20 protein-coding genes are annotated in these 17,930 nt (G+C 39.8%); 12 read left to right on the top strand and 8 right to left on the bottom strand.

From position 1 onward, the window contains the following. Positions 1–24 precede the first annotated feature (24 nt). Positions 25–1,209, bottom strand: coding sequence for a stage II sporulation protein P (gene spoIIP, locus ACN6NE_RS03755; protein WP_474324592.1), 1,185 nt, complete (start codon positions 1,207–1,209; stop codon positions 25–27). A gap of 190 nt (positions 1,210–1,399) precedes the next feature. Here spoIIP and ACN6NE_RS03750 point away from each other — a divergent pair, with 190 nt between their 5' ends. Further along, on the top strand, positions 1,400–1,552 hold the full coding sequence (locus tag ACN6NE_RS03750) for a hypothetical protein (protein WP_474324590.1): 153 nt from the start codon (positions 1,400–1,402) through the stop codon (positions 1,550–1,552). Positions 1,553–1,578: 26 nt separating this feature from the next. Here ACN6NE_RS03750 and ACN6NE_RS03745 read toward each other — a convergent pair whose 3' ends face one another. Beyond that, complete coding sequence (locus ACN6NE_RS03745; RefSeq protein ID WP_474324588.1) at positions 1,579–1,965, bottom strand: VOC family protein; 387 nt, start codon at positions 1,963–1,965, stop codon at positions 1,579–1,581. Between the two features lie 172 nt (positions 1,966–2,137). Here ACN6NE_RS03745 and ACN6NE_RS03740 point away from each other — a divergent pair, with 172 nt between their 5' ends. Next, positions 2,138–2,665 (top strand): YcxB family protein, encoded by a 528-nt coding sequence (locus ACN6NE_RS03740; protein ID WP_474324586.1) that lies wholly within the window; start codon positions 2,138–2,140, stop codon positions 2,663–2,665. Positions 2,666–2,727: 62 nt separating this feature from the next. On the opposite strand, the gene ACN6NE_RS03735 is transcribed toward ACN6NE_RS03740, so the two are convergent. The 3 genes from ACN6NE_RS03735 to pruA all read right to left on the bottom strand — a co-directional run bounded on the left by ACN6NE_RS03735 (position 2,728) and on the right by pruA (position 6,261). Then, positions 2,728–3,531, bottom strand: a complete 804-nt coding sequence (locus ACN6NE_RS03735) for a YwqG family protein (RefSeq protein ID WP_474324584.1) — start codon at positions 3,529–3,531, stop codon at positions 2,728–2,730. 173 nt (positions 3,532–3,704) lie between these two features. Then, positions 3,705–4,619, bottom strand: a complete 915-nt coding sequence (locus tag ACN6NE_RS03730; protein WP_025750035.1) for a proline dehydrogenase family protein — start codon at positions 4,617–4,619, stop codon at positions 3,705–3,707. A gap of 73 nt (positions 4,620–4,692) precedes the next feature. Further along, positions 4,693–6,261 carry an L-glutamate gamma-semialdehyde dehydrogenase gene (gene pruA / locus ACN6NE_RS03725; RefSeq protein ID WP_057234205.1) on the bottom strand — a complete coding sequence of 523 codons (1,569 nt, stop codon included), beginning with the start codon at positions 6,259–6,261 and terminating at the stop codon, positions 4,693–4,695. Positions 6,262–6,793: 532 nt separating this feature from the next. Here pruA and ACN6NE_RS03720 point away from each other — a divergent pair. The 3 genes from ACN6NE_RS03720 (at position 6,794) to ACN6NE_RS03710 (ending at position 10,104) form a co-directional block, all read left to right on the top strand. Beyond that, entirely contained in the window at positions 6,794–8,188 is a 1,395-nt protein-coding gene (locus ACN6NE_RS03720; RefSeq protein WP_129704053.1) for an amino acid permease, read from the top strand. A gap of 40 nt (positions 8,189–8,228) precedes the next feature. After that, the gene (locus tag ACN6NE_RS03715) at positions 8,229–9,617 is read left to right on the top strand and encodes an amino acid permease (protein ID WP_129704051.1); all 1,389 of its coding nucleotides are present in this window, start codon (positions 8,229–8,231) and stop codon (positions 9,615–9,617) included. A 373-nt stretch (positions 9,618–9,990) separates the two neighbouring features. After that, on the top strand, positions 9,991–10,104 hold the full coding sequence (locus tag ACN6NE_RS03710; protein WP_013058504.1) for a YjcZ family sporulation protein: 114 nt from the start codon (positions 9,991–9,993) through the stop codon (positions 10,102–10,104). Positions 10,105–10,144: 40 nt separating this feature from the next. Here ACN6NE_RS03710 and ACN6NE_RS03705 read toward each other — a convergent pair whose 3' ends face one another. Then, entirely contained in the window at positions 10,145–10,819 is a 675-nt protein-coding gene (locus ACN6NE_RS03705; protein WP_474324581.1) for a hypothetical protein, read from the bottom strand. Between the two features lie 481 nt (positions 10,820–11,300). Here ACN6NE_RS03705 and ACN6NE_RS03700 point away from each other — a divergent pair, with 481 nt between their 5' ends. The 3 genes from ACN6NE_RS03700 (at position 11,301) to sigH (ending at position 12,770) form a co-directional block, all read left to right on the top strand. Further along, positions 11,301–11,501 (top strand): cold-shock protein, encoded by a 201-nt coding sequence (locus ACN6NE_RS03700; RefSeq protein ID WP_013058502.1) that lies wholly within the window; start codon positions 11,301–11,303, stop codon positions 11,499–11,501. Between the two features lie 77 nt (positions 11,502–11,578). Then, entirely contained in the window at positions 11,579–11,734 is a 156-nt protein-coding gene (locus ACN6NE_RS03695; protein ID WP_162837669.1) for a DUF3934 family protein, read from the top strand. A gap of 385 nt (positions 11,735–12,119) precedes the next feature. Next, entirely contained in the window at positions 12,120–12,770 is a 651-nt protein-coding gene (sigH, locus tag ACN6NE_RS03690; protein ID WP_013058500.1) for an RNA polymerase sporulation sigma factor SigH, read from the top strand. A 21-nt stretch (positions 12,771–12,791) separates the two neighbouring features. On the opposite strand, the gene ACN6NE_RS03685 is transcribed toward sigH, so the two are convergent. After that, on the bottom strand, positions 12,792–13,220 hold the full coding sequence (locus ACN6NE_RS03685) for a hypothetical protein (RefSeq protein ID WP_240702408.1): 429 nt from the start codon (positions 13,218–13,220) through the stop codon (positions 12,792–12,794). Positions 13,221–13,473: 253 nt separating this feature from the next. On the opposite strand from ACN6NE_RS03685, the gene ACN6NE_RS03680 reads away from it, so the two are divergent. The 3 genes from ACN6NE_RS03680 (at position 13,474) to ACN6NE_RS03670 (ending at position 16,523) form a co-directional block, all read left to right on the top strand. Continuing rightward, positions 13,474–13,926 carry a MarR family winged helix-turn-helix transcriptional regulator gene (locus tag ACN6NE_RS03680; protein WP_129704045.1) on the top strand — a complete coding sequence of 151 codons (453 nt, stop codon included), beginning with the start codon at positions 13,474–13,476 and terminating at the stop codon, positions 13,924–13,926. Further along, positions 13,895–15,094, top strand: coding sequence for an MFS transporter (locus tag ACN6NE_RS03675; RefSeq protein WP_129704043.1), 1,200 nt, complete (start codon positions 13,895–13,897; stop codon positions 15,092–15,094). The genes ACN6NE_RS03680 and ACN6NE_RS03675 overlap by 32 nt, the downstream gene beginning before the upstream one ends. Before the next feature lie 178 nt (positions 15,095–15,272). Continuing rightward, positions 15,273–16,523, top strand: coding sequence for a C40 family peptidase (locus tag ACN6NE_RS03670; RefSeq protein WP_474324578.1), 1,251 nt, complete (start codon positions 15,273–15,275; stop codon positions 16,521–16,523). A 39-nt stretch (positions 16,524–16,562) separates the two neighbouring features. On the opposite strand, the gene ACN6NE_RS03665 is transcribed toward ACN6NE_RS03670, so the two are convergent. Further along, positions 16,563–17,102: a DUF2199 domain-containing protein gene (locus tag ACN6NE_RS03665; protein WP_129704039.1), complete on the bottom strand. Its 540-nt coding sequence runs from the start codon at positions 17,100–17,102 to the stop codon at positions 16,563–16,565. A 157-nt stretch (positions 17,103–17,259) separates the two neighbouring features. On the opposite strand from ACN6NE_RS03665, the gene ACN6NE_RS03660 reads away from it, so the two are divergent. Next, complete coding sequence (locus tag ACN6NE_RS03660) at positions 17,260–17,925, top strand: sigma-70 family RNA polymerase sigma factor (protein WP_474324576.1); 666 nt, start codon at positions 17,260–17,262, stop codon at positions 17,923–17,925. Positions 17,926–17,930 lie beyond the last annotated feature (5 nt).

Below are 17,930 nucleotides of genomic sequence, written 5' to 3'. Positions count from 1 at the left end.
CTACCTGGGGTAGCTAGTTTTTATTTACTGCGCATTCACTTTTTCAGCTTGCCAGTAATACTCGCTGAACACATCTGAAAAAGCTTTGACGGTATTTGTGAGTTCCTCCATATTGTTATCGACGCCGCCTATTTCGATTAAAATGGAGCGGTCGGATAAGTCTTGATTATATAGCCCGTTATTACCGCTTGTTTTCTTTTTGCTTAACACTCCGCGACTAAGGCCTGGATATTTTTCCTCTAGTTTTTCATGAATCGCTTTAGCCATTTTAACATTTTCATCAAATTTCGGGTTTGCTTCACCTAATACAATCATCATTTTAGCGTACGATTTGCCGTTAATAGCAGCCGTTGTTTTTTCTTGGCGCAGTGAATCCCGATGAATATCAATTAAATAATCGACGTCTTTGTTTTGCTGAAGAGCTGTTTCCACTAAGCTGCGAGACATCATATAGGCTCGTCCTGTACCCCAGCCTTTTTCATTCAGCTTTTGCGTCATATTGGTTGTGTCTACTTCCGAACCGATTCCGTCTGCTTTTAATTCCATTCCTAGCATTTGACCAACGAGCGTGATGTTGGTTTTGTTATCAACGGCTTTATTTTCGTTTGCTTCACCTTGCATACCAAGTAAAGGGAAATAAGATTCCCAGCTGTGCGTGTGGTAGATGTACACAATTTTTCTGTCTCCCGTACTTTGCTTGGCCTGTGTTTGAGACTGTTTTTTGCTTTCTTCGTACGTTTTGCTTTCAGCAGGATCCAAATCACGCTCGCCTGAAATGCTTTCGAGAGGAGGAGCCGATTCATGAGGAATCGTGGTATAATCCGTTCCTTCACCGGCTAATAGAATATGAGAATCAAAAATAGAAAAGCCGGGCAGTTCTGATCCAAATAGACTTCTTGTATCTGCCACGCGAATATTCGTCGCAAGCTGCAGGGCGACAGAAGAGAGAGGAGGCGGGGAGAAGTCTTCTTCAAAGGCATGAGAGAAATGATGGTTTTCCGTATGTATGAAGTAGAACAGGCTTTGGGCTTTATAATTTGATAGTGCTTGATAGACAATGTTTGAGCGCAGCGTATGCTGAAGAGTTGAATACGTGACGGTAAAAATAGCGGCTGATGTTAAGAGAACCAATAGTATAGCGATAATTAATGATTTATAAGAAAGGGTCCAAAAAAGCTTTTTAGGCTTTTCAGTGAACTTGTTTTTCATAGAGTAAACCTCCTCTAATAAAATTTTGAAATCAGCGGATGAGAACTCTGAGAGGAGAATATTATGTATCTACTATTTACTCTATTAAAAAGAAAAAGAAATATGATAGAAACCATGATATTTAACACAACATAAAAAAGGTTATATGAGGGCATACTGTAAAAAAACGGTGCGTATTGGAGCTGGTTAGATGAACGACTCATGGGTTTATCATCATTTTATTAATACATTTTTATTTCCTTTAACAATGTTTGGCATGGCATTTTGTTTGCTGGGACTGTTGCTGTACATGCTGTGGAAAGAAAAGCAAAAAGAAGGACCAAAAGAAAACAAGAGCTCTTAAATAAGAGCTCTTGTTTTGTCAAACATTCAGTTAGAAAAAGGGAGATTCACTTTCTCTAAGAACTCCATTCGGTTGCCAAAAGGATCATCCACGTAAATTCTTTCGACACCGGGAATGTTTTTGTCTTCTATAAAAGAAATACCGAAGCTAGTCAGATGATCTTTGAACGCAGGGAGATTTTTGACGTGAAAGCCTGGATGCGCTTTTTTTGCGGGTGAAAAGGTAGTTTCAACACCAATATGCAGCTGATAAGAACCAAATTCAAACCACACACCGCCGCGCTTTTTTAGACTTTCCGGCTTTTCGACTTCTGTTAAGCCAAGAACGGTTCCGAAAAAGTGTTGTGCTTCGCTTTCTGAATTCGGGGGTGCAGCTAGCTGAATATGATCAATATGCGTCAGTGTAAAAGTCATAAACATTCCTCCTTAAATAGTAGAGTACTAGTTAAGTTTACGTGATGTATACGTGTAAATAAATGACAAAAAGATGATGCTTTTCATAAGAAAAACTTATTGTTTTATATACATATAACACCAAATGAGGTATATTTTATTTTGTTGTTATTTAGGAGAATTGGAGATTAATATGGAATATCACTATACGTTAACAAAAGATGATTACGTAGCTTTTAACATGCATCACGCTCAACATTCGGAAAGAGTACAAAAAGTGCTGAGAGTTCAGCGATGGATGTCGCTCATTTTTCTTCTTATTCCTTTGCTTGTTTCGTGGGTTGAGGGAGAATTTTTACTTGGGATGTTCGTAGCGTTTGCCTTGCTTGCGGTGCTGTGGTTTTTATTTTATCCGAAGTATTTTTACGGAAGTATTAAAAAGAACATTGTAAAGGTAATAAATGAAGAAGATAACAGCAGTCTGAAGGGTAAGCATACTATGATGGCTACGGAAGATGGCTTGGTAGAGAAAAGCTCAAAAGGAGAAGTGAAGACTCCTTGGTCAAGCATCACTCAAATTAGAGAAACCGATGAACATATCTTTATCCTTGTTAGTGCAATGAGCGGATACGTTATTCCTACAAGCACATTTGCAGATGTAAAAGCGCTACAGCAGTTTAAAGAAACGCTGAATGCTGCAAGAGCCGAAAAAACAGGCTGAGTAGTAAATAATAATAATGTGGAAAAACGCCCTCCTAGATACTTTTCTAAGAGGGCGTTTTTTTAACAGCAGTCCCAGTTGTATAAAACATCTCTAAAGTTAAGGTTGCGAAGGTCTTTTTCTTTAATAAAGAAATTGGCCACGCCCGCATCACCAAACATAATATCCGCTTCGTCGTCCATAGCGAATTGAAGAAGCAGAACATCGTATGCTCTCAGCGCTTCATCGTAGTCTCGAGGATCGCTTTGAGTGAAAAAAGCGTATCCGCCCATTTTATGATACTCGCCCGTAAGCTCATCCCAGTAGATTTCTTCAGTTTCTTCATCGTCAAATAAATCTGATTCTATATCATTATATCGATAGTCAGTAGGGGAAACGGGTTCGATTCTTATTTCAAACTGTAAGCCTACTTCTTGAGGAATAGGGAACATATCTCGGCCAATGTCTTCAAGATACGTAAAATCGGTTGTTAGCTTTTTTTTATCTGTGGTTACGTCTTCATAAAAAACGACGCGAAAGTCTTTTTGAGCCGTAGGATGGTCAAAATCAAGACCGTACATATCGCCGGTGCTTTCGTTATCAGCTCCGCAAATGAAAAATTGAAGCATACCTTGAATGGGCATATTTTCATAGAAAGGTACTTCAGAAAAATTGATTTGTGCCATCAGGAGCATCGGCTTGCCCTGAGAATCAAGAGGATGATTTGCTTCTAGAGGAAGGTAAGGGTTGCCGCCAAACTTGCTTTCATATAATTTTGGACCGTTCATAACTGTATTGATGTGGATGTAAGGCTTACATGTTTTTTCGATTTCTTTTCGGTAAGGTTCTAGCTTAGGAGGCAGTGCTAATTTTGATAGAGGATTCATATGTATTCTCCTTTTTGTTTGGAATAAAAAGAACGTTTGTTCGTATTTTTATTTTACCGTAATACATACTGAAAGGGAAGAGAAATCGTATAAAAAAATCCCTTTGCAGAAGCATCTACAAAGGGCACAAAGAAATGATAACGTTTTCATTAAGGGACTTACTAAATGACTGCTTATTTAGAAAAGAATCCTTTTAAAGCAAATGCGACGTTTTGCGGTCTTTCCGCTAAGCGGCGCATAAAGTAGCCAAACCAGTCGTTGCCAAACGGAACGTATACGCGCATTGTATAGCCTTCTTTTGCAAGGCTGAGCTGCATGTCTGTGCGGAATCCGTAGAGCATTTGAAATTCAAACTGCGTGCGCGGGATGTTGTTTTTGTGAGCGAACTCTTTTACTTTTGCAATAATATTGTGGTCGTGAGATGCAATAGCCGTGTATGTTCCGCTCAGCAAGTGCTCTTCAATAATTCGCATATAGTTCTCGTCAATTTGGGCTTTATCTTGAAACGCCACGGTTGGTGATTCTTGATACGCGCCTTTTACCAATCGAAGAGGAATGCCTTTTAGCTCTTTTACGTCTTGTTCAGCGCGGAACAGGTAAGCTTGAATAACCGTTCCAACATTATCAAAAGTCTCGCGAAGCTCTCGTAAAATATCTAGCGTCATTTGACAGTGAGCATAGTCTTCCATGTCGATTCGGACGAAGTTATCGTATTTTTTCGCCGTTTCAAGAATGCGGCGCATGTTCTCAACGCAAAAACTGCGGTCAATATCTAAACCAAGCTGCGTCATTTTGACAGATAAGTTGCATGTTACACCGGCTTGCCCCATAGCTTCCAGCGTTCTGACATTATATTGAGTTGCTTCGATAGCTTCTTCTCTGCTTGAAACAAATTCCCCTAGATGATCAAGCGTACAAACAAGTCCTTTTTCATTCAATTCTCGAACTTTTTTGATCGCATGTTCAATCGTATCGCCAGCTACCACTTGAGCTGCACCAAAGCGAAGGCCCCATTTTTTCGCCGCTTTGTTTAGCGCTTTATTTTGGGAAGCGTGAAGAAACACATTTTTAGATACCTCTGCTAACATAAATATCTCCCCCTATAGAAAAAAATCCCTTGTTGTTTTAAGATAGAGCAGCCTAAGGCTGCTCTACTGAGTATTAAAGCGTTGTGCTTGTTGTTTTTGCTTGCAGGTGCAGAATCAAGTAATCAGGACCGCCAGCTTTTGAATCTGTTCCTGACATATTGAACCCGCCAAACGGCTGGTACCCAACGATGGCACCTGTACAACCGCGGTTGAAGTAAAGGTTTCCTACGTGGAACTCTTCTTTTGCACGCTCGATGTGTTCAGGCGTATTTGAAAGAAGGGCACCTGTTAAGCCGTAGTCTGTATTATTAGCAATTTCCATCATATGATCGAAGTCGCGCGCTTTGCAGAATGCTACGACTGGGCCGAAGATTTCTTCTTGCATTAAACGTGCTTTTTCATCTACATCTGCAATGATCGTAGGCTGAATGAAGTAGCCTTTTGAATCATCTGCTTCTCCGCCCGTCATTAAACGGCCTTCTTCTTTACCGATTTCAATGTACTTTGTAATTTTGTTGAAAGAAGCCTGATCAATAACAGGCCCCATATAAGTGTTCACATCTTCAGGGCTGCCCATTGTTAATGTTTTTGTCAGCGCAACTGCTTTTTCAAGAACGATATCGTACACGTCTTGGTGAACAACCGCACGAGATCCTGCTGAACACTTTTGTCCAGAGAAGCCAAATGCTGAATACACAATAGAAGAAGCAGCTAAATCTAAATCAGCATCCTTATCTACAACGACCGTGTCTTTACCGCCCATTTCAGCAATAACGCGCTTTAGCCAGATTTGCCCAGGCTGTACTTTTGCCGCGCGTTCATAGATGCGGCAGCCTACTTCACGAGAACCTGTAAATGAAACAAAGCGTGTTTTTGGATGATCTACTAAATAGTCGCCAATTTCGCTTCCGCTTCCCGGTACGTAGTTCAATACGCCGTCTGGAAGTCCAGCTTCTTTCATTACTTCTACAAATTTTGCTGCGATAACCGGTGTGTTGTTAGCCGGTTTTAATAGAACCGTATTTCCTGCTACGATTGCTGCTGCAGCTGTTCCAGCCATGATCGCTAACGGGAAGTTAAACGGTGAAATAATAACGCCGACACCAAGCGGAATGTAGTTAAATTTATTTTCTTCACCGTCGCGGCTCTCAACAGGCGCCCCGTCTTTTAGCTGCACCATTTGGCGAGCGTAGTATTCAAGGAAGTCAATTGCTTCTGCTGTATCAGCATCTGCTTCTTTCCACGGTTTTCCTGCTTCTTTCACAAGGTAAGCTGAAAATTCATGCTTGCGGCGGCGAATAATGTCCGCTGCGCGGAAAAGAATATCTGCTCGTGCTTCCGGCGCTTCTTTTTTCCACGTATTAAAGGTAGAAAGTGCTGCTTGCATTGCTTTTTCAGCCAAGTCTTGATCTGCTTTTGACACGCGGCCGATAACTTCTGTTTTATTTGCTGGGTTAATGGACTGAATTTGATCTTCTGTTGTAATTAATTCTCCGCCAATTACAAGAGGATAGTCCTTGCCAAGCTCTGATTGTACAAGTTCTAATGCAGATTCAAATGCATCTTTGTTTTCTGCAATCGTAAAGTCTGTGAAAGGCTCGTGTTTGTATTGTTTGATTTCGTTGATATTCATCGTGTTCATTTTCATTACCCCTTTTTTAGAAAATTTGCAACATAATTAATATTCCAACACCCTATACCTGTATTATAATCACCTTATTCTCGTTTTGTACATAGTTTTTTAACAAAAATGTTTAAAAAAAATTAAATATATACACTTTTGTTTAAAGAACCAATAAATCTATGGTTTTTATAGTGATTTTGAACAAAACGAAAAGAAAGGAGTGTCGGTAAAGTATAAGGAAAGATGTTTTGAAGTAAAGAATTACGATAGGGGAAAGAGTTTATCGGTAGTAAATTAAAATGATCTTCCTTTCAAAAAAACAATAGACAAAGTTGTTCAATATAAATTATCATATAATTCGAAAAGTAATTTTTGTCGAATGAAGCTATCTTTTTCGTCAAGTGAAGGCTTCATTTGAATGTACAGATAGAGGGAGGGTAGAAAAACAGCAGTTATTTGTCCATATTGTTGTAAGGGCTTACATATTTAACGCGAGATGCGAAGAACGTGTAATTCTTTAAATGACGGTTCCTATAAGGAGGATTTTAACATGAGTCATCAACCGCCTGAGTTAAAAAAAGAATTAAAAATTCGACACATAACCATGATTTCTTTAGGGGGAATCATTGGTGCCGGTTTGTTCATTGGAAGCGGATCACTCATCAACGCAGCGGGTCCTGGTTCCATTTTTTCGTACGCGTTTGCCGGTTTGCTGGTGATTTTAGTTATGCGAATGCTGGGGGAAATGTCTACAGCTAATCCTTCAAGCGGCTCGTTTGCGACCTATGCCAGAGAAGCGCTTGGGCCGTGGGCCGGCTACACAATCGGCTGGCTGTACTGGTTTTTCTGGGTCATTGTTATTGCAGTTGAAGCGATTGCGGGTTCAACGATTATTCAATATTGGTTTCCGTCTTTACCGTCTTGGGGCGTGAGTCTGATCCTGACGTTTTTACTAACGTTAACGAACTTATACTCTGTTAAATCATTTGGTGAATTTGAATACTGGTTTTCGCTTATTAAAGTAGTTAGTTTAGTGCTGTTTTTACTTTTAGGAGGAGCGATCATCCTCGGTTTAATACCGGGAGTAGAGTCTCCGGGAGCATCGAACCTTCTTCATAGAGGAGGATTTCTTCCAAATGGAATCAGCTCCGTCTTTTTAGGAGTGGCGATTGTCATGTTTTCTTTTATGGGGACAGAAATTGTCGCAACAGCTGCTGGAGAATCGGCTCAGCCTGAGCGAGCGATCACCATCGCAACAAATACCGTTATTTATCGTATTTTAATTTTTTATCTTGGGTCCATTTTACTCTTAGTAACTATCCTTCCGTGGGATTCTTCAAGCTTGATGAAAAGTCCGTTTGTTTCGATATTAGAGCTGGTAAACGTTCCGGCAGCGGCTCAAATTATGAACTTTATCGTACTGACTGCTGTTTTGTCTTGCTTAAATTCAGGTCTATACACGAGTTCTCGTATGCTGTACTCAATGGCGCAAAAAGGAGACGCGCCGCGCATGTTTTTGAAAGTGAATAAAAAAGGCATTCCGTTTAATGCCATTGTAGGATGTACCGTGATTTCTTACATCAGCGTTGGTTTTAACTATCTTTCACCTGATAAAATCTTTTTATTTTTAGTAAACGCATCGGGAGGCGTAGCGCTTCTTGTGTACCTTGTTATTGCTTTTTCACAGCTTCGCATGAGAAAGAAATACGAAAAAGAAAAGCCGGAAGCATTAAAAATCAGAATGTGGCTGTTTCCTTATTTAACGTATGGAACGATTGCGGCAATCACAAGTATCTTTATTGCGATGGCATTTATTGATTCCCTTCGCACTCAGTTTTATCTCACGCTGCTGATTGCTGTATTTGTGGTATGTTCGTACTTCTTTATGAAAAAGAAAAAAGATGATAGTTCCCTATCAGGACAGGGGAATAAAAGAATTTCTTAATAGAAGAGAAAATCACCACGAGTGGCTAGGAGGAAGTAAATTGGCAAACAAACAGTTAAAAAGAGGGCTTGAATCTCGTCATATCCAAATGATTGCTCTTGGAGGAACGATTGGGGTAGGGTTATTTATGGGTTCAGCAAGCACCATTAAATGGACGGGGCCATCGGTCCTGCTTGCGTATGCTATTTGCGGCGTTTTTATTTTCTTTATTATGCGTGCAATGGGTGAGATGCTCTATTTAGAGCCAAGTACGGGTTCGTTTGCGACATTTGGTCATAAATATATTCATCCGTTAGCTGGTTATATCACGGCTTGGAGCAACTGGTTTCAATGGGTGATTGTCGGCATGGCAGAGATTATTGCAGTCGGAGCTTATATGCAGTACTGGTTCCCGCATTTACCGGCGTGGGTTCCGGGAATTGTGGCCATGGTTATTCTCGGTGGGGCCAATTTAATCTCGGTGAAATCGTTTGGAGAGTTTGAATTTTGGTTTGCAATGATTAAAATTGTTACGATTGTTCTCATGATTATTGCCGGTCTTGGCCTTATTTTCTTCGGTCTTGGAAACGGCGGCGAAGCGCTTGGTCTGTCGAATTTGTGGGCAAACGGCGGTTTCTTTACAGGCGGATGGTCAGGCTTTTTCTTTGCCCTGTCGCTTGTTATTGCTGCCTATCAAGGAGTAGAGCTTATTGGAATTACAGCAGGAGAAGCAAAAGATCCTAAAAAAACGTTAACAAGTGCGATTCAAAGCTTAATTTGGCGTATTTTAATTTTTTATATCGGCGCCATCTTTGTGATTGTAACGGTATATCCGTGGAACGAGCTGGATTCACTCGGCAGTCCGTTTGTTTCTACGTTTGCTAAAGTAGGAATTACAGCAGCGGCGGGCATTATTAACTTTGTTGTCATCACAGCGGCAATGTCTGGGTGCAACAGCGGAATTTTCAGTGCGGGACGTATGCTTTACACGCTAGGTGTAAACGGTCAGGCTCCGGCTTTTTTTACAAAGGTTTCTCGAAACGGTGTGCCTATTTATAGTACCGTTGCGGTGATGATTGGCTTAGCGGCAGGCGTTGTCTTAAATTATATTGCACCGCCAAACGTTTTTGTGTACGTGTACAGCGCAAGTGTGCTTCCAGGTATGATTCCGTGGTTTGTAATTCTCATCAGTCAAATTCGTTTTCGAAAAGCAAAAGGAGCGGCGATGGACCAACATCCATTTAAAATGCCTTTTGCTCCTGTGACGAACTACGTAACCATAGCGTTTTTATTTATGGTGCTTGTAGGCATGTGGTTTAATGATGAAACGCGCATATCGCTGATTGTGGGTATTATCTTTTTAGCTATTGTCGTGCTGAGCTACTATGTACTAGGTATCGGTAAGCGCACGGAAGTACGCTCTTCTGAAAGACGTAAGCTAGTGAAATAAATGATTTTGTAAGAGAGGCTGAAAAGCACTTTAGTTTAAGGAGAAGATCCGAACGATGAATGTAACGCGTTCGGATTTTTTTATTGGTATGGTGAACGTAAGTTTCAGCTCATGTATCTCATTTGTTCGTCTTTAGATTGGATTGATTTTGTTATGTCTTAATTTCTTTTGGACAGAGGAGAAGAAGCGAAGTCAGCGCTTTTCTTAGGCTGTTTTCTTCTTTTATTAATGAGGTGCATGGCAAGAAGGAAAAAGAAAAAAGAAAAAAACAGAGTCAAAAGGGCGTGTTCAGGCATAAGATAATCCAACTCAAGTGAAATGCAAGCGGCGTTTTTCTTGAGGAAAGAGTAATTAAAGAAAAGGAAGTGTTCGTATGTCTGGAAACGCTGGATATGGTCATGGATCTGGTTTTGCTTTATTAGTTGTATTGTTTATTTTATTAGTGATCATCGGCTGCAGCTGCTACGGCGGAGGCTTTGGCTGGTAATTCACTCATTTAAAAAGCCCTATAAGGGCTTTTTCTATGCTTATAAATAACGTTTTTTCTCATTTTGATAAATGTTGACATGAAAACCGTTTACTTCACTCATAAAGATTTTAGAAGGAAAGTCTGCTGCTTTGACAGATGAAGGGATTTCGACAGTTTGATACGTTTTTGGTTCCAACGTAACAGTATGAAGCCTAGGCTTATTCATCATAAGTAAAAAAGGGGTATCTTCTTTAAAATAGGAGTGCTCATCCAGTGCTGCTTCAAACGTAATAGGTTTTGAGCTGTGATTTTCAAATGAAAGGTCACAGGTGCCCGTTAATACGGTTTCTTTTTTATTTCTCTCAAATGTACAAATGCTGTTTTCCGCATCGTAAGAAACGGCATATATACCTCGTAATACGGTCTTTTGCATCGCTTCAACCATATGACCAGGACCTGATATGACAATAAATGCAGCTAAAATCGTTAGTTTTAAACGATGACGATTTAAACTTTTGTAAAGGGCAAAAAGACCAAGTAAAAGTATAATTCCCCACGCATTGCTAGCATATTGAATTCCCGTCATTGTTTCTTCATCTCCATAGAGGGGAAGACCTAAAAAAGAAAAGACAGAATGACTGAGCGGCGTTGAATTAGGAAAAGGGATGTTTAAAATAAAAGCAGCTAGTAAAAAGGTGAGTCCTTTTATCGAAAGTGATCGTTCACGAATCATGTTGTTCCTCCTTAGCTATAAATCACGTATCATTATATACTATTATTATCTTATTTTGTAATTAATGGTTATTTTATTGCGTGGGTGGAAAGAGAGTAGAAAATAAATTGATAAAAAATGTGCATGTCCATTTATAAGTGGCATAGTTCTTAGAAAGCAGGATATGAAATATTTATTTTTGTGGAGATGATACGTATTGCTGAATGAAAAAACCTTATGCCGCATCACAATCTAGAAATGTGGGTAGCCTCAAAGATGCCCCGTAGGCTTTTAGCAGATACATAATTAGTATAAAGTCTGTCTTAGAACAGAAACTTGCTATTTCTAAATTGATATGTTACACTAAGGTTAATTATTTTTGTTCGGTATGAAATTGAAAGAAGAGAAATATTCTTCAATAGAAATTTTTATCTGGAAATAGTACGATTGAGCAAGGGTAGTAATATATGCGTGGAGTAATTCCACCACTGGAGGAAATAGTATGACTGAAGGTACAGTAAAATGGTTTAATGCAGAAAAAGGTTTCGGTTTCATCGAAATTGAAGGCGGAGAAGATGTATTCGTACATTTCAGCGCAATTCAAGGCGACGGGTTCAAATCTTTAGATGAAGGTCAAAAAGTGACTTTCGACATCGAGCAAGGTCAACGCGGTGCACAAGCTGCTAACGTTGTAAAAGCATAATTTTATGCAATCCAAAAAAGACTCCGACTTTGGACGGGGTCTTTTTTTATTGTAGCAAAAACGCAGGTAACGGAGGAATACGTATGAGTAAAGCAAAAGGTAAAGGCGGCACGGGGCGAGGCACCGGCAAAAAAGGGTGGAACCGCTGGCAGGCGAGTGCAAAAAAGAAGAAAAATGCAAAGCCTTATAAAAGCAAGGGAACAAAAAATGCTGATAAGCCGGAAGGCAACTAATCCTATATGCGCAGTATCATCTGCAACTTCGACTTACTCTGCTTGAGTAAGTTTATTTCATATGGAAGTATTTTTTTATTGCTTTTTTGACAGATTGCTGTCACTATATGAAATAATAAAGTAATTTGTGTGAATTTTCTATAAAAATTGATTTTTTTTGCAAACACTTTCATATTTCGACAACCTTTTTGATTTTTATCGGTTATACTTCTTTATAATAGATTATAGAAAGATGCAGGGGAGCATAAAGTGAGAGAGGAAAGCGACAGTTTACTCTGTACGCTTTTTACGTTTCTGGACCGTATTGCAGTAGCGTCGTAACAAGTAGATCATGCATCAGTTTAGAACACATCAAAACTCAACTAAGTGTAACGGGGGGATATGAGTGAGCGTAGGCATCGTAATTGAAAAAGTTCAAAATTATGCTATGTTAGAAGATCATGTTTTGGTAGAAATGGTTCATAGTGGAGACGAAAAATCATTAGAGTATTTAATCAACAAGTATCAAAATCTTGTAAGGGGAAAAGCAAGAAAATACTTTTTGATTGGTGCTGAAAAAGAAGATATCGTCCAAGAAGGAATGATTGGACTGTACAAAGCAATTCGCGACTTTAACGAAGACAAGCTAACATCTTTTAAAGGGTTTGCGGAGCTATGTATCACAAGACAAATCATTACGGCAATTAAAACGGCTACTCGCCAAAAGCACGGTCCGTTAAATTCGTACATTTCATTGGACAAGCCTCTGTATGATGAAGAATCAAACTATACGCTGATGGATATGATTCCTGGCGATCAAATTGCTAATCCGGAAGCGGTGCTGATTCATCAAGAAAAAGTGGAAGACCGCGAGTTAAAAATTGCGGAAACACTTAGTGAATTGGAAAGAAAAGCGCTGACGCTGTATATGGACGGCCATTCATACGCTGAAATTTCGAAAGAATTAAATACGCACGTCAAGTCAATTGACAACGCGCTGCAGCGTATCAAAAGAAAGTTAGGTCGAGACGTAGAAAGCAGACAAGCTATTTCATAGTAGGTAAAAAACAGCCGGATCTCAAAGGGGTTTCGGCTCTTTTTCACGGTCTTTTAAAATGTCTTGAATAATTTCAATATGAACAGAAGCCCACGATTGTTCATGAAAATGAAGAAACACGCTTGGAATGAGAATAAAAACATACAGCACGACAAAAATAATCCAAAGCCAGCTGCCGTCTTTAAATAAAAATTGCTGCAGGCGCTGCGAAAATAAAAAAAAGAGCCAAGGCAAGGCAGAAACAAGAATGGGAATGACGCCGGAGCCGTTTTTTTCTTTGGTCATTCGGTAATACACTTTTCGCAAAGTAGCGCTGTCGAGCGTAAGGTAAAGCTGCCGAATTTCTTCCATTTCCGCTAATTCATCAATTTCTTCTGCGTTTTGGTTTTGATGAGCCGCTTTTTTCAGTTTAAGGTAGACTTTATGAGCATCGCCGCGCAGTGAAAACATATACCAGCCTCCCGCATATTGTTTCGTCTTCTTTAACAGAGTTTGCAGGTGCATGTAAATATATACAAAAAGTTTCGTGATACGAAAGAATAAGAAAACAGAAGTGAAAGCGTAAATCATTAGTAGAAAAAGAGAGAAAACAGCTGGTTTTTGTTCTTTTTAGCCGCCTTTACACATCAAGTAGCAGCACATATACTAATAAAAGAACAATTAGTTACCTAGGTAAATAAAATAAAAAGGTGAGGTGGAAAAAGTGAATAACTTGGTGTTTCATGAGCTTCATCAAAAGTCGAGATTGTCTATTAAAGAAGTAAATGAAGTGTTAAAAGCGTACGGGCTATACAGCTCACAGTATTCAATTTTATTTTGTTTAAAGCGATTCGGCTCGATGACGCAAACGGAGATTTGGCAGTATTTAAATGTCGAAGCGCCGACGGTTACCCGCACGTTAACAAGGCTTGAAAAAAGCGGATGGATCGTTCGAAAAGCAGGCAGTGATAAACGAGAGCGCATTGTTTATTTATCTCCTCAAGCGAAGAAAAAGCTTCCGGAGATTCAGCAAGAAATTGAACTTTTAGAAGAAAATTTGCTGATTGCTTTATCCGACAGCGAACAAGATCAGCTTATCTCGTTATTAAAGAAAATTTGTAAATCTACAGAAAAGGGTGAAATGAATGACGAACCAGCAGGAGCCAATCTGGACTAAAAGCTTTATCAGTATTGCGATTACCAACTTTTTTATTTTTGTCGTGTTTTATGCATTGCTGACGCTGCTGCCGATTTATGTATTAGACGCCTTAGACGGCACGAGTACGCAGGCAGGGCTTGTTGTTACCGTATTTTTATTATCTGCGATTATTGTTAGACCATTTTCAGGGAAAGTCATTGAAAACATTGGAAAGAAAAAAACGCTTGTATTTAGTACCCTCATTTTTGCGCTTTCTTCCTTCTTGTATATGCTTATCCACCATTTTAACGTGCTTTTATTACTGCGCTTCTTCCAAGGAATTTCATTCAGCTTAGCGACAACCGTCACCGGAGCGATTGCAGCGGATTTAGTTCCCGCTAAACGACGAGGAGAAGGGCTTGGCTACTTCGGAATGTCAATGAACTTAGCCGTTGTTGCAGGCCCTTTTTTAGCATTAACGCTTCATCAATACATGGCATACAACATTATTTTCCTTATATTTGGCGTGATTATGCTCGTTGGCTGGCTGTGCGGAATGATGGTCAAAAATCTTCAAGAAAACGCTGTTCCGTCAGTAAAGAAATCATTTTCACTGAGCGATTTGTTTGAAAAGAAATCCATGCCAATTTCATCTGTAGGTATTCTTGTTTCTTTTTCATATGCAAGTATTATTTCTTTTATTTCTGTGTACGCACAGTCGCTTGGATTGATTAAAACAGCAAGCTTTTTCTTTGTCGTATTCGCAGCTGCGATGCTGATTTCACGACCGTTTACAGGAAGATTATTTGATAAATCTGGACCAAACATTGTGATTATTCCATCATGTATTGTCTTTGCGATTGGTCTATTTAGCTTAAGCCTTACACATTCTTCTTGGATGCTGCTGTGTTCAGGTGCATTAGTAGGACTAGGCTATGGAACACTGCTTCCTAGCTTTCAAACGCTTGCGATTCAAGCGGCTCCTGCTCACCGAAGCGCCTATGCAACTGCCACATTCTTTACGTTTTATGATAGCGGTATTGCGGTTGGTTCATTTGTATTAGGAATTGCGGCAGGTGCTTTAGGGTATTCAAAACTCTACTTTGCGCTTGGTATTTTTGTTCTTTTGATTACACTTTATTACAAGTGGATTTCAAATTTACGTCAAAAACAAAAAGCAGCAAATATCCAGGTGGGCATGAAATAAAAAGCTCGGCGTAATACGCGCCGAGTTTTTTTCTGGATTTTTTACAGGACTTTGGAAGGGAAGCATATTTAAGTCAAAAGGTACTAGCCAATTCCTATCCATCTGCACCATACTTTAACAGAGGAACCATTTACATATAAAACTTCTTGGATGAAATAAAAAACAAAGGAGAACAAAGATGAAAGTAATGAAACCTCTTATGGTCACAGCGTTAGGGCTTAGTCTTGCCACTTTTTATGAAGGTGCTTTTCCTGCAGAAAAAGCTGTGCAAGTGCAGGCTGCTACAGATGAAAACGTGATTGCTGACAAAGCAAAAACGTATGAAGGAGCGGATTATACGTCTGGAGGAGAGACGCTAAGCGAAGGGTTTGACAGCTCTGGCTTCGTTCAATATGTGTTTAAGCAAGCGCTTGATACAATGCTTCCTCGTTCCGTGAAAGAACAGTCAGAGCTTGGAACAGATGTCGATAAAAACGAGCTGCAGGCAGGCGATGTATTGTTTTTTGACACGGATGAAAACGGTGAAGTGAATGTAGCCGCTATTTATATCGGAGACGATGAGATGATTTATGCATCTTCTTCAGACGGAAAAGTTGTGGTGAAAAACATTTCAAGCAGCGCCTATTGGTCATCACATTTTGCCAAAGCAAAGCGCATTACAGGAGCACCGGAAGTTGCAAAAGATAATGAAGTCATTGCAGAAGCATTAAAACATCTCGGCACACCATATGTATTTGGAGGCGAGTCGCCAACGGACGGTTTTGACTGTTCCGCATTTGTTGCGTATGTATTTCAACATGCATCAGACGTCTACCTTCCGAGATCAACCGATCAGCAGTGGCAAGTTGGAGAAGAAGTTGCTCGCGAAGATTTAAAGCCAGGAGACGTTATCTTTTTTAAAGATACGTATCGTGAAGGAATTTCACACGTCGGTATCTACGCAGGCGGCAATCAGTTTATTCATGCCAAGCGCAGCGAAAATGTGACGGTGGATTACCTGACAAGCAGCTACTGGACGTCTAAGTACGCAGGAGCAAGGCGCTACGATGACTTATCGCTGTCAAAAGACAATCCATTTGTGACGGAATCTCTTAAATATGTAGGGGAAGTACCTTACGCACAAGGTGGGACAAGTCCTTCTACAGGTTTTGATACGGCTGGTTTTGTTCAATACATTTACAAAGAAGCAGCTGGAAAAGACATTCCGCGCTATGCGAGTCAGCAGTGGGAAAAAGGAGAAAGCATTTCAAAATCTGACTTGAAGCCAGGAGATCTCGTCTTTTTTGAAGGAAGTTCACTTATTCCATCTATCTACATTGGAAATGATTACGTCGTTCACGTATCTACATCCCAAGGCGTGAAAATTACAAACTATAAAGTAGACAGCTACTGGGCGCCTAAATACTACGGAGCAAAGCGCATGCCATAAAGGTAAAAAAACAAGACAGTCTGGAGCTGTCTTGTTTTTTTAATAGGTAGTCAATTGTTTTTGTATGTCTTTGATTCGCTCTAGCGTTATCCCTTCCCGCTGCTCGACGGCTAAAGGGTGATCCGTCGGCTCTAATTCAATGAGAGGCCGTGTTCCAACAGATCTTGTATGCACATTTGTTTTTAGATTTAACGTTTCGGGATAGCCTGGAATTGAAACTGAAAACCAGTCGAAATAAGGCGGTTCCTTTTCTCTTTTATCACTTTCCCATAAATCTATCATTCGGCGGAAATTTTCTTCACTTAAAGAAACCCATATGTTCCAACTGAAAAATTCTTCTTCATTAAGAACAGGAATTTCAACACAGCCTCTTACGAAAAAATGTTCTTGATTCATGATACAAATCTCTGAATATAGTTCAAAGTCGTTTTGTCTTTCATCGTCTGACGCGTCATAATAGTAAAAAGGGGCCTCACTTGTATAGCTCATAGGCAAAGCAGGCTGAGGGTGTTCACAGGTTAAGTCTTTAAAGTGAAGTTTGTTCGTTTTCTTTTTGCCATATAATCGTCTTCTTCGCATATTATTTTAGACTCCTCAGACAAAAGTATCTTCATTATAATATAATACAAAAAAATGGCTGCTTAAGCGTATAATATGTAAAAAAGTTTGATCCCCCGTATCTTTTGAACTTCCTTTAATCGTTTAGTAAATAGAGAGTGCAAAAGGAGTGAAAATCATGTCACATTCAAAAAAAATCGAAACACAAACAGAAAGCTTTAACGATGCATGCTGGAACGAGCATTACCCAAAATTGCAGCAGTACTGCCGCTTTTTAGCACAAAATATGTGGGATGGAGACGATATTGCCCAAGAAACGTTTTTAAAAGCTCAGCGATATAAAGGTGAAGAGCACAAGCTGTCTTCCGCGCTGTTAAATAAAATTGCGTATCACCACTGGATTGATCTGCTGAGAAAACGAAAGCGTGAAGTAATAGCCGAAGAAGAAGGTTTGGAGCAGCAGGCCGACAAGCATGCGTTTGATATGAAAGGACACTCTGTTGAACTGCTGCTTAGTCAGTTTACGCCAAAGCAAGCGGTTATCTTTTTCTTAAAAGAAGGATTCCGCTATCAGGTGAAAGAAATCGCTTCGATTTTACAAACATCAGAAACAGCGGTAAAAAGCAATTTGCATCGTGCTAAGCAACGTTTAGAAAAAGACGGGGAGCCGTTTTCTACGGATTCTTTTTGGGATGAAATGGAACGAAAAGAGCTGTCAGAGCTTTTTTATAAGACGCTAGAAGCGCAGGATCCAGCTCTTTTGATTCATGCTTTGCCTTCCTTAAAAAGTGTCATTCAAAAACCAACGTATACTCCGACGTGCACTCTCTGCATGGCTGCATAGCCATA

The sequence above is a fragment of the Priestia sp. 53B2 genome, assembly GCF_056099005.1.
This window is presented reverse-complemented; position numbering and strand designations above follow the sequence as displayed.

Coding starts and splice junctions, on each gene's coding strand:
- spoIIP (WP_474324592.1), bottom strand. CDS start 1,209: ATGAAAAACAAGTTCACTGAAAAGCCTAAAAAGCTTTTTTGGACCCTT.
- ACN6NE_RS03750 (WP_474324590.1), top strand. CDS start 1,400: ATGAACGACTCATGGGTTTATCATCATTTTATTAATACATTTTTATTT.
- ACN6NE_RS03745 (WP_474324588.1), bottom strand. CDS start 1,965: ATGACTTTTACACTGACGCATATTGATCATATTCAGCTAGCTGCACCC.
- ACN6NE_RS03740 (WP_474324586.1), top strand. CDS start 2,138: ATGGAATATCACTATACGTTAACAAAAGATGATTACGTAGCTTTTAAC.
- ACN6NE_RS03735 (WP_474324584.1), bottom strand. CDS start 3,531: ATGAATCCTCTATCAAAATTAGCACTGCCTCCTAAGCTAGAACCTTAC.
- ACN6NE_RS03730 (WP_025750035.1), bottom strand. CDS start 4,619: ATGTTAGCAGAGGTATCTAAAAATGTGTTTCTTCACGCTTCCCAAAAT.
- pruA (WP_057234205.1), bottom strand. CDS start 6,261: ATGAACACGATGAATATCAACGAAATCAAACAATACAAACACGAGCCT.
- ACN6NE_RS03720 (WP_129704053.1), top strand. CDS start 6,794: ATGAGTCATCAACCGCCTGAGTTAAAAAAAGAATTAAAAATTCGACAC.
- ACN6NE_RS03710 (WP_013058504.1), top strand. CDS start 9,991: ATGTCTGGAAACGCTGGATATGGTCATGGATCTGGTTTTGCTTTATTA.
- ACN6NE_RS03705 (WP_474324581.1), bottom strand. CDS start 10,819: ATGATTCGTGAACGATCACTTTCGATAAAAGGACTCACCTTTTTACTA.
- ACN6NE_RS03700 (WP_013058502.1), top strand. CDS start 11,301: ATGACTGAAGGTACAGTAAAATGGTTTAATGCAGAAAAAGGTTTCGGT.
- ACN6NE_RS03685 (WP_240702408.1), bottom strand. CDS start 13,220: ATGTTTTCACTGCGCGGCGATGCTCATAAAGTCTACCTTAAACTGAAA.
- ACN6NE_RS03675 (WP_129704043.1), top strand. CDS start 13,895: ATGACGAACCAGCAGGAGCCAATCTGGACTAAAAGCTTTATCAGTATT.
- ACN6NE_RS03670 (WP_474324578.1), top strand. CDS start 15,273: ATGAAAGTAATGAAACCTCTTATGGTCACAGCGTTAGGGCTTAGTCTT.
- ACN6NE_RS03665 (WP_129704039.1), bottom strand. CDS start 17,102: ATGCGAAGAAGACGATTATATGGCAAAAAGAAAACGAACAAACTTCAC.
- ACN6NE_RS03660 (WP_474324576.1), top strand. CDS start 17,260: ATGTCACATTCAAAAAAAATCGAAACACAAACAGAAAGCTTTAACGAT.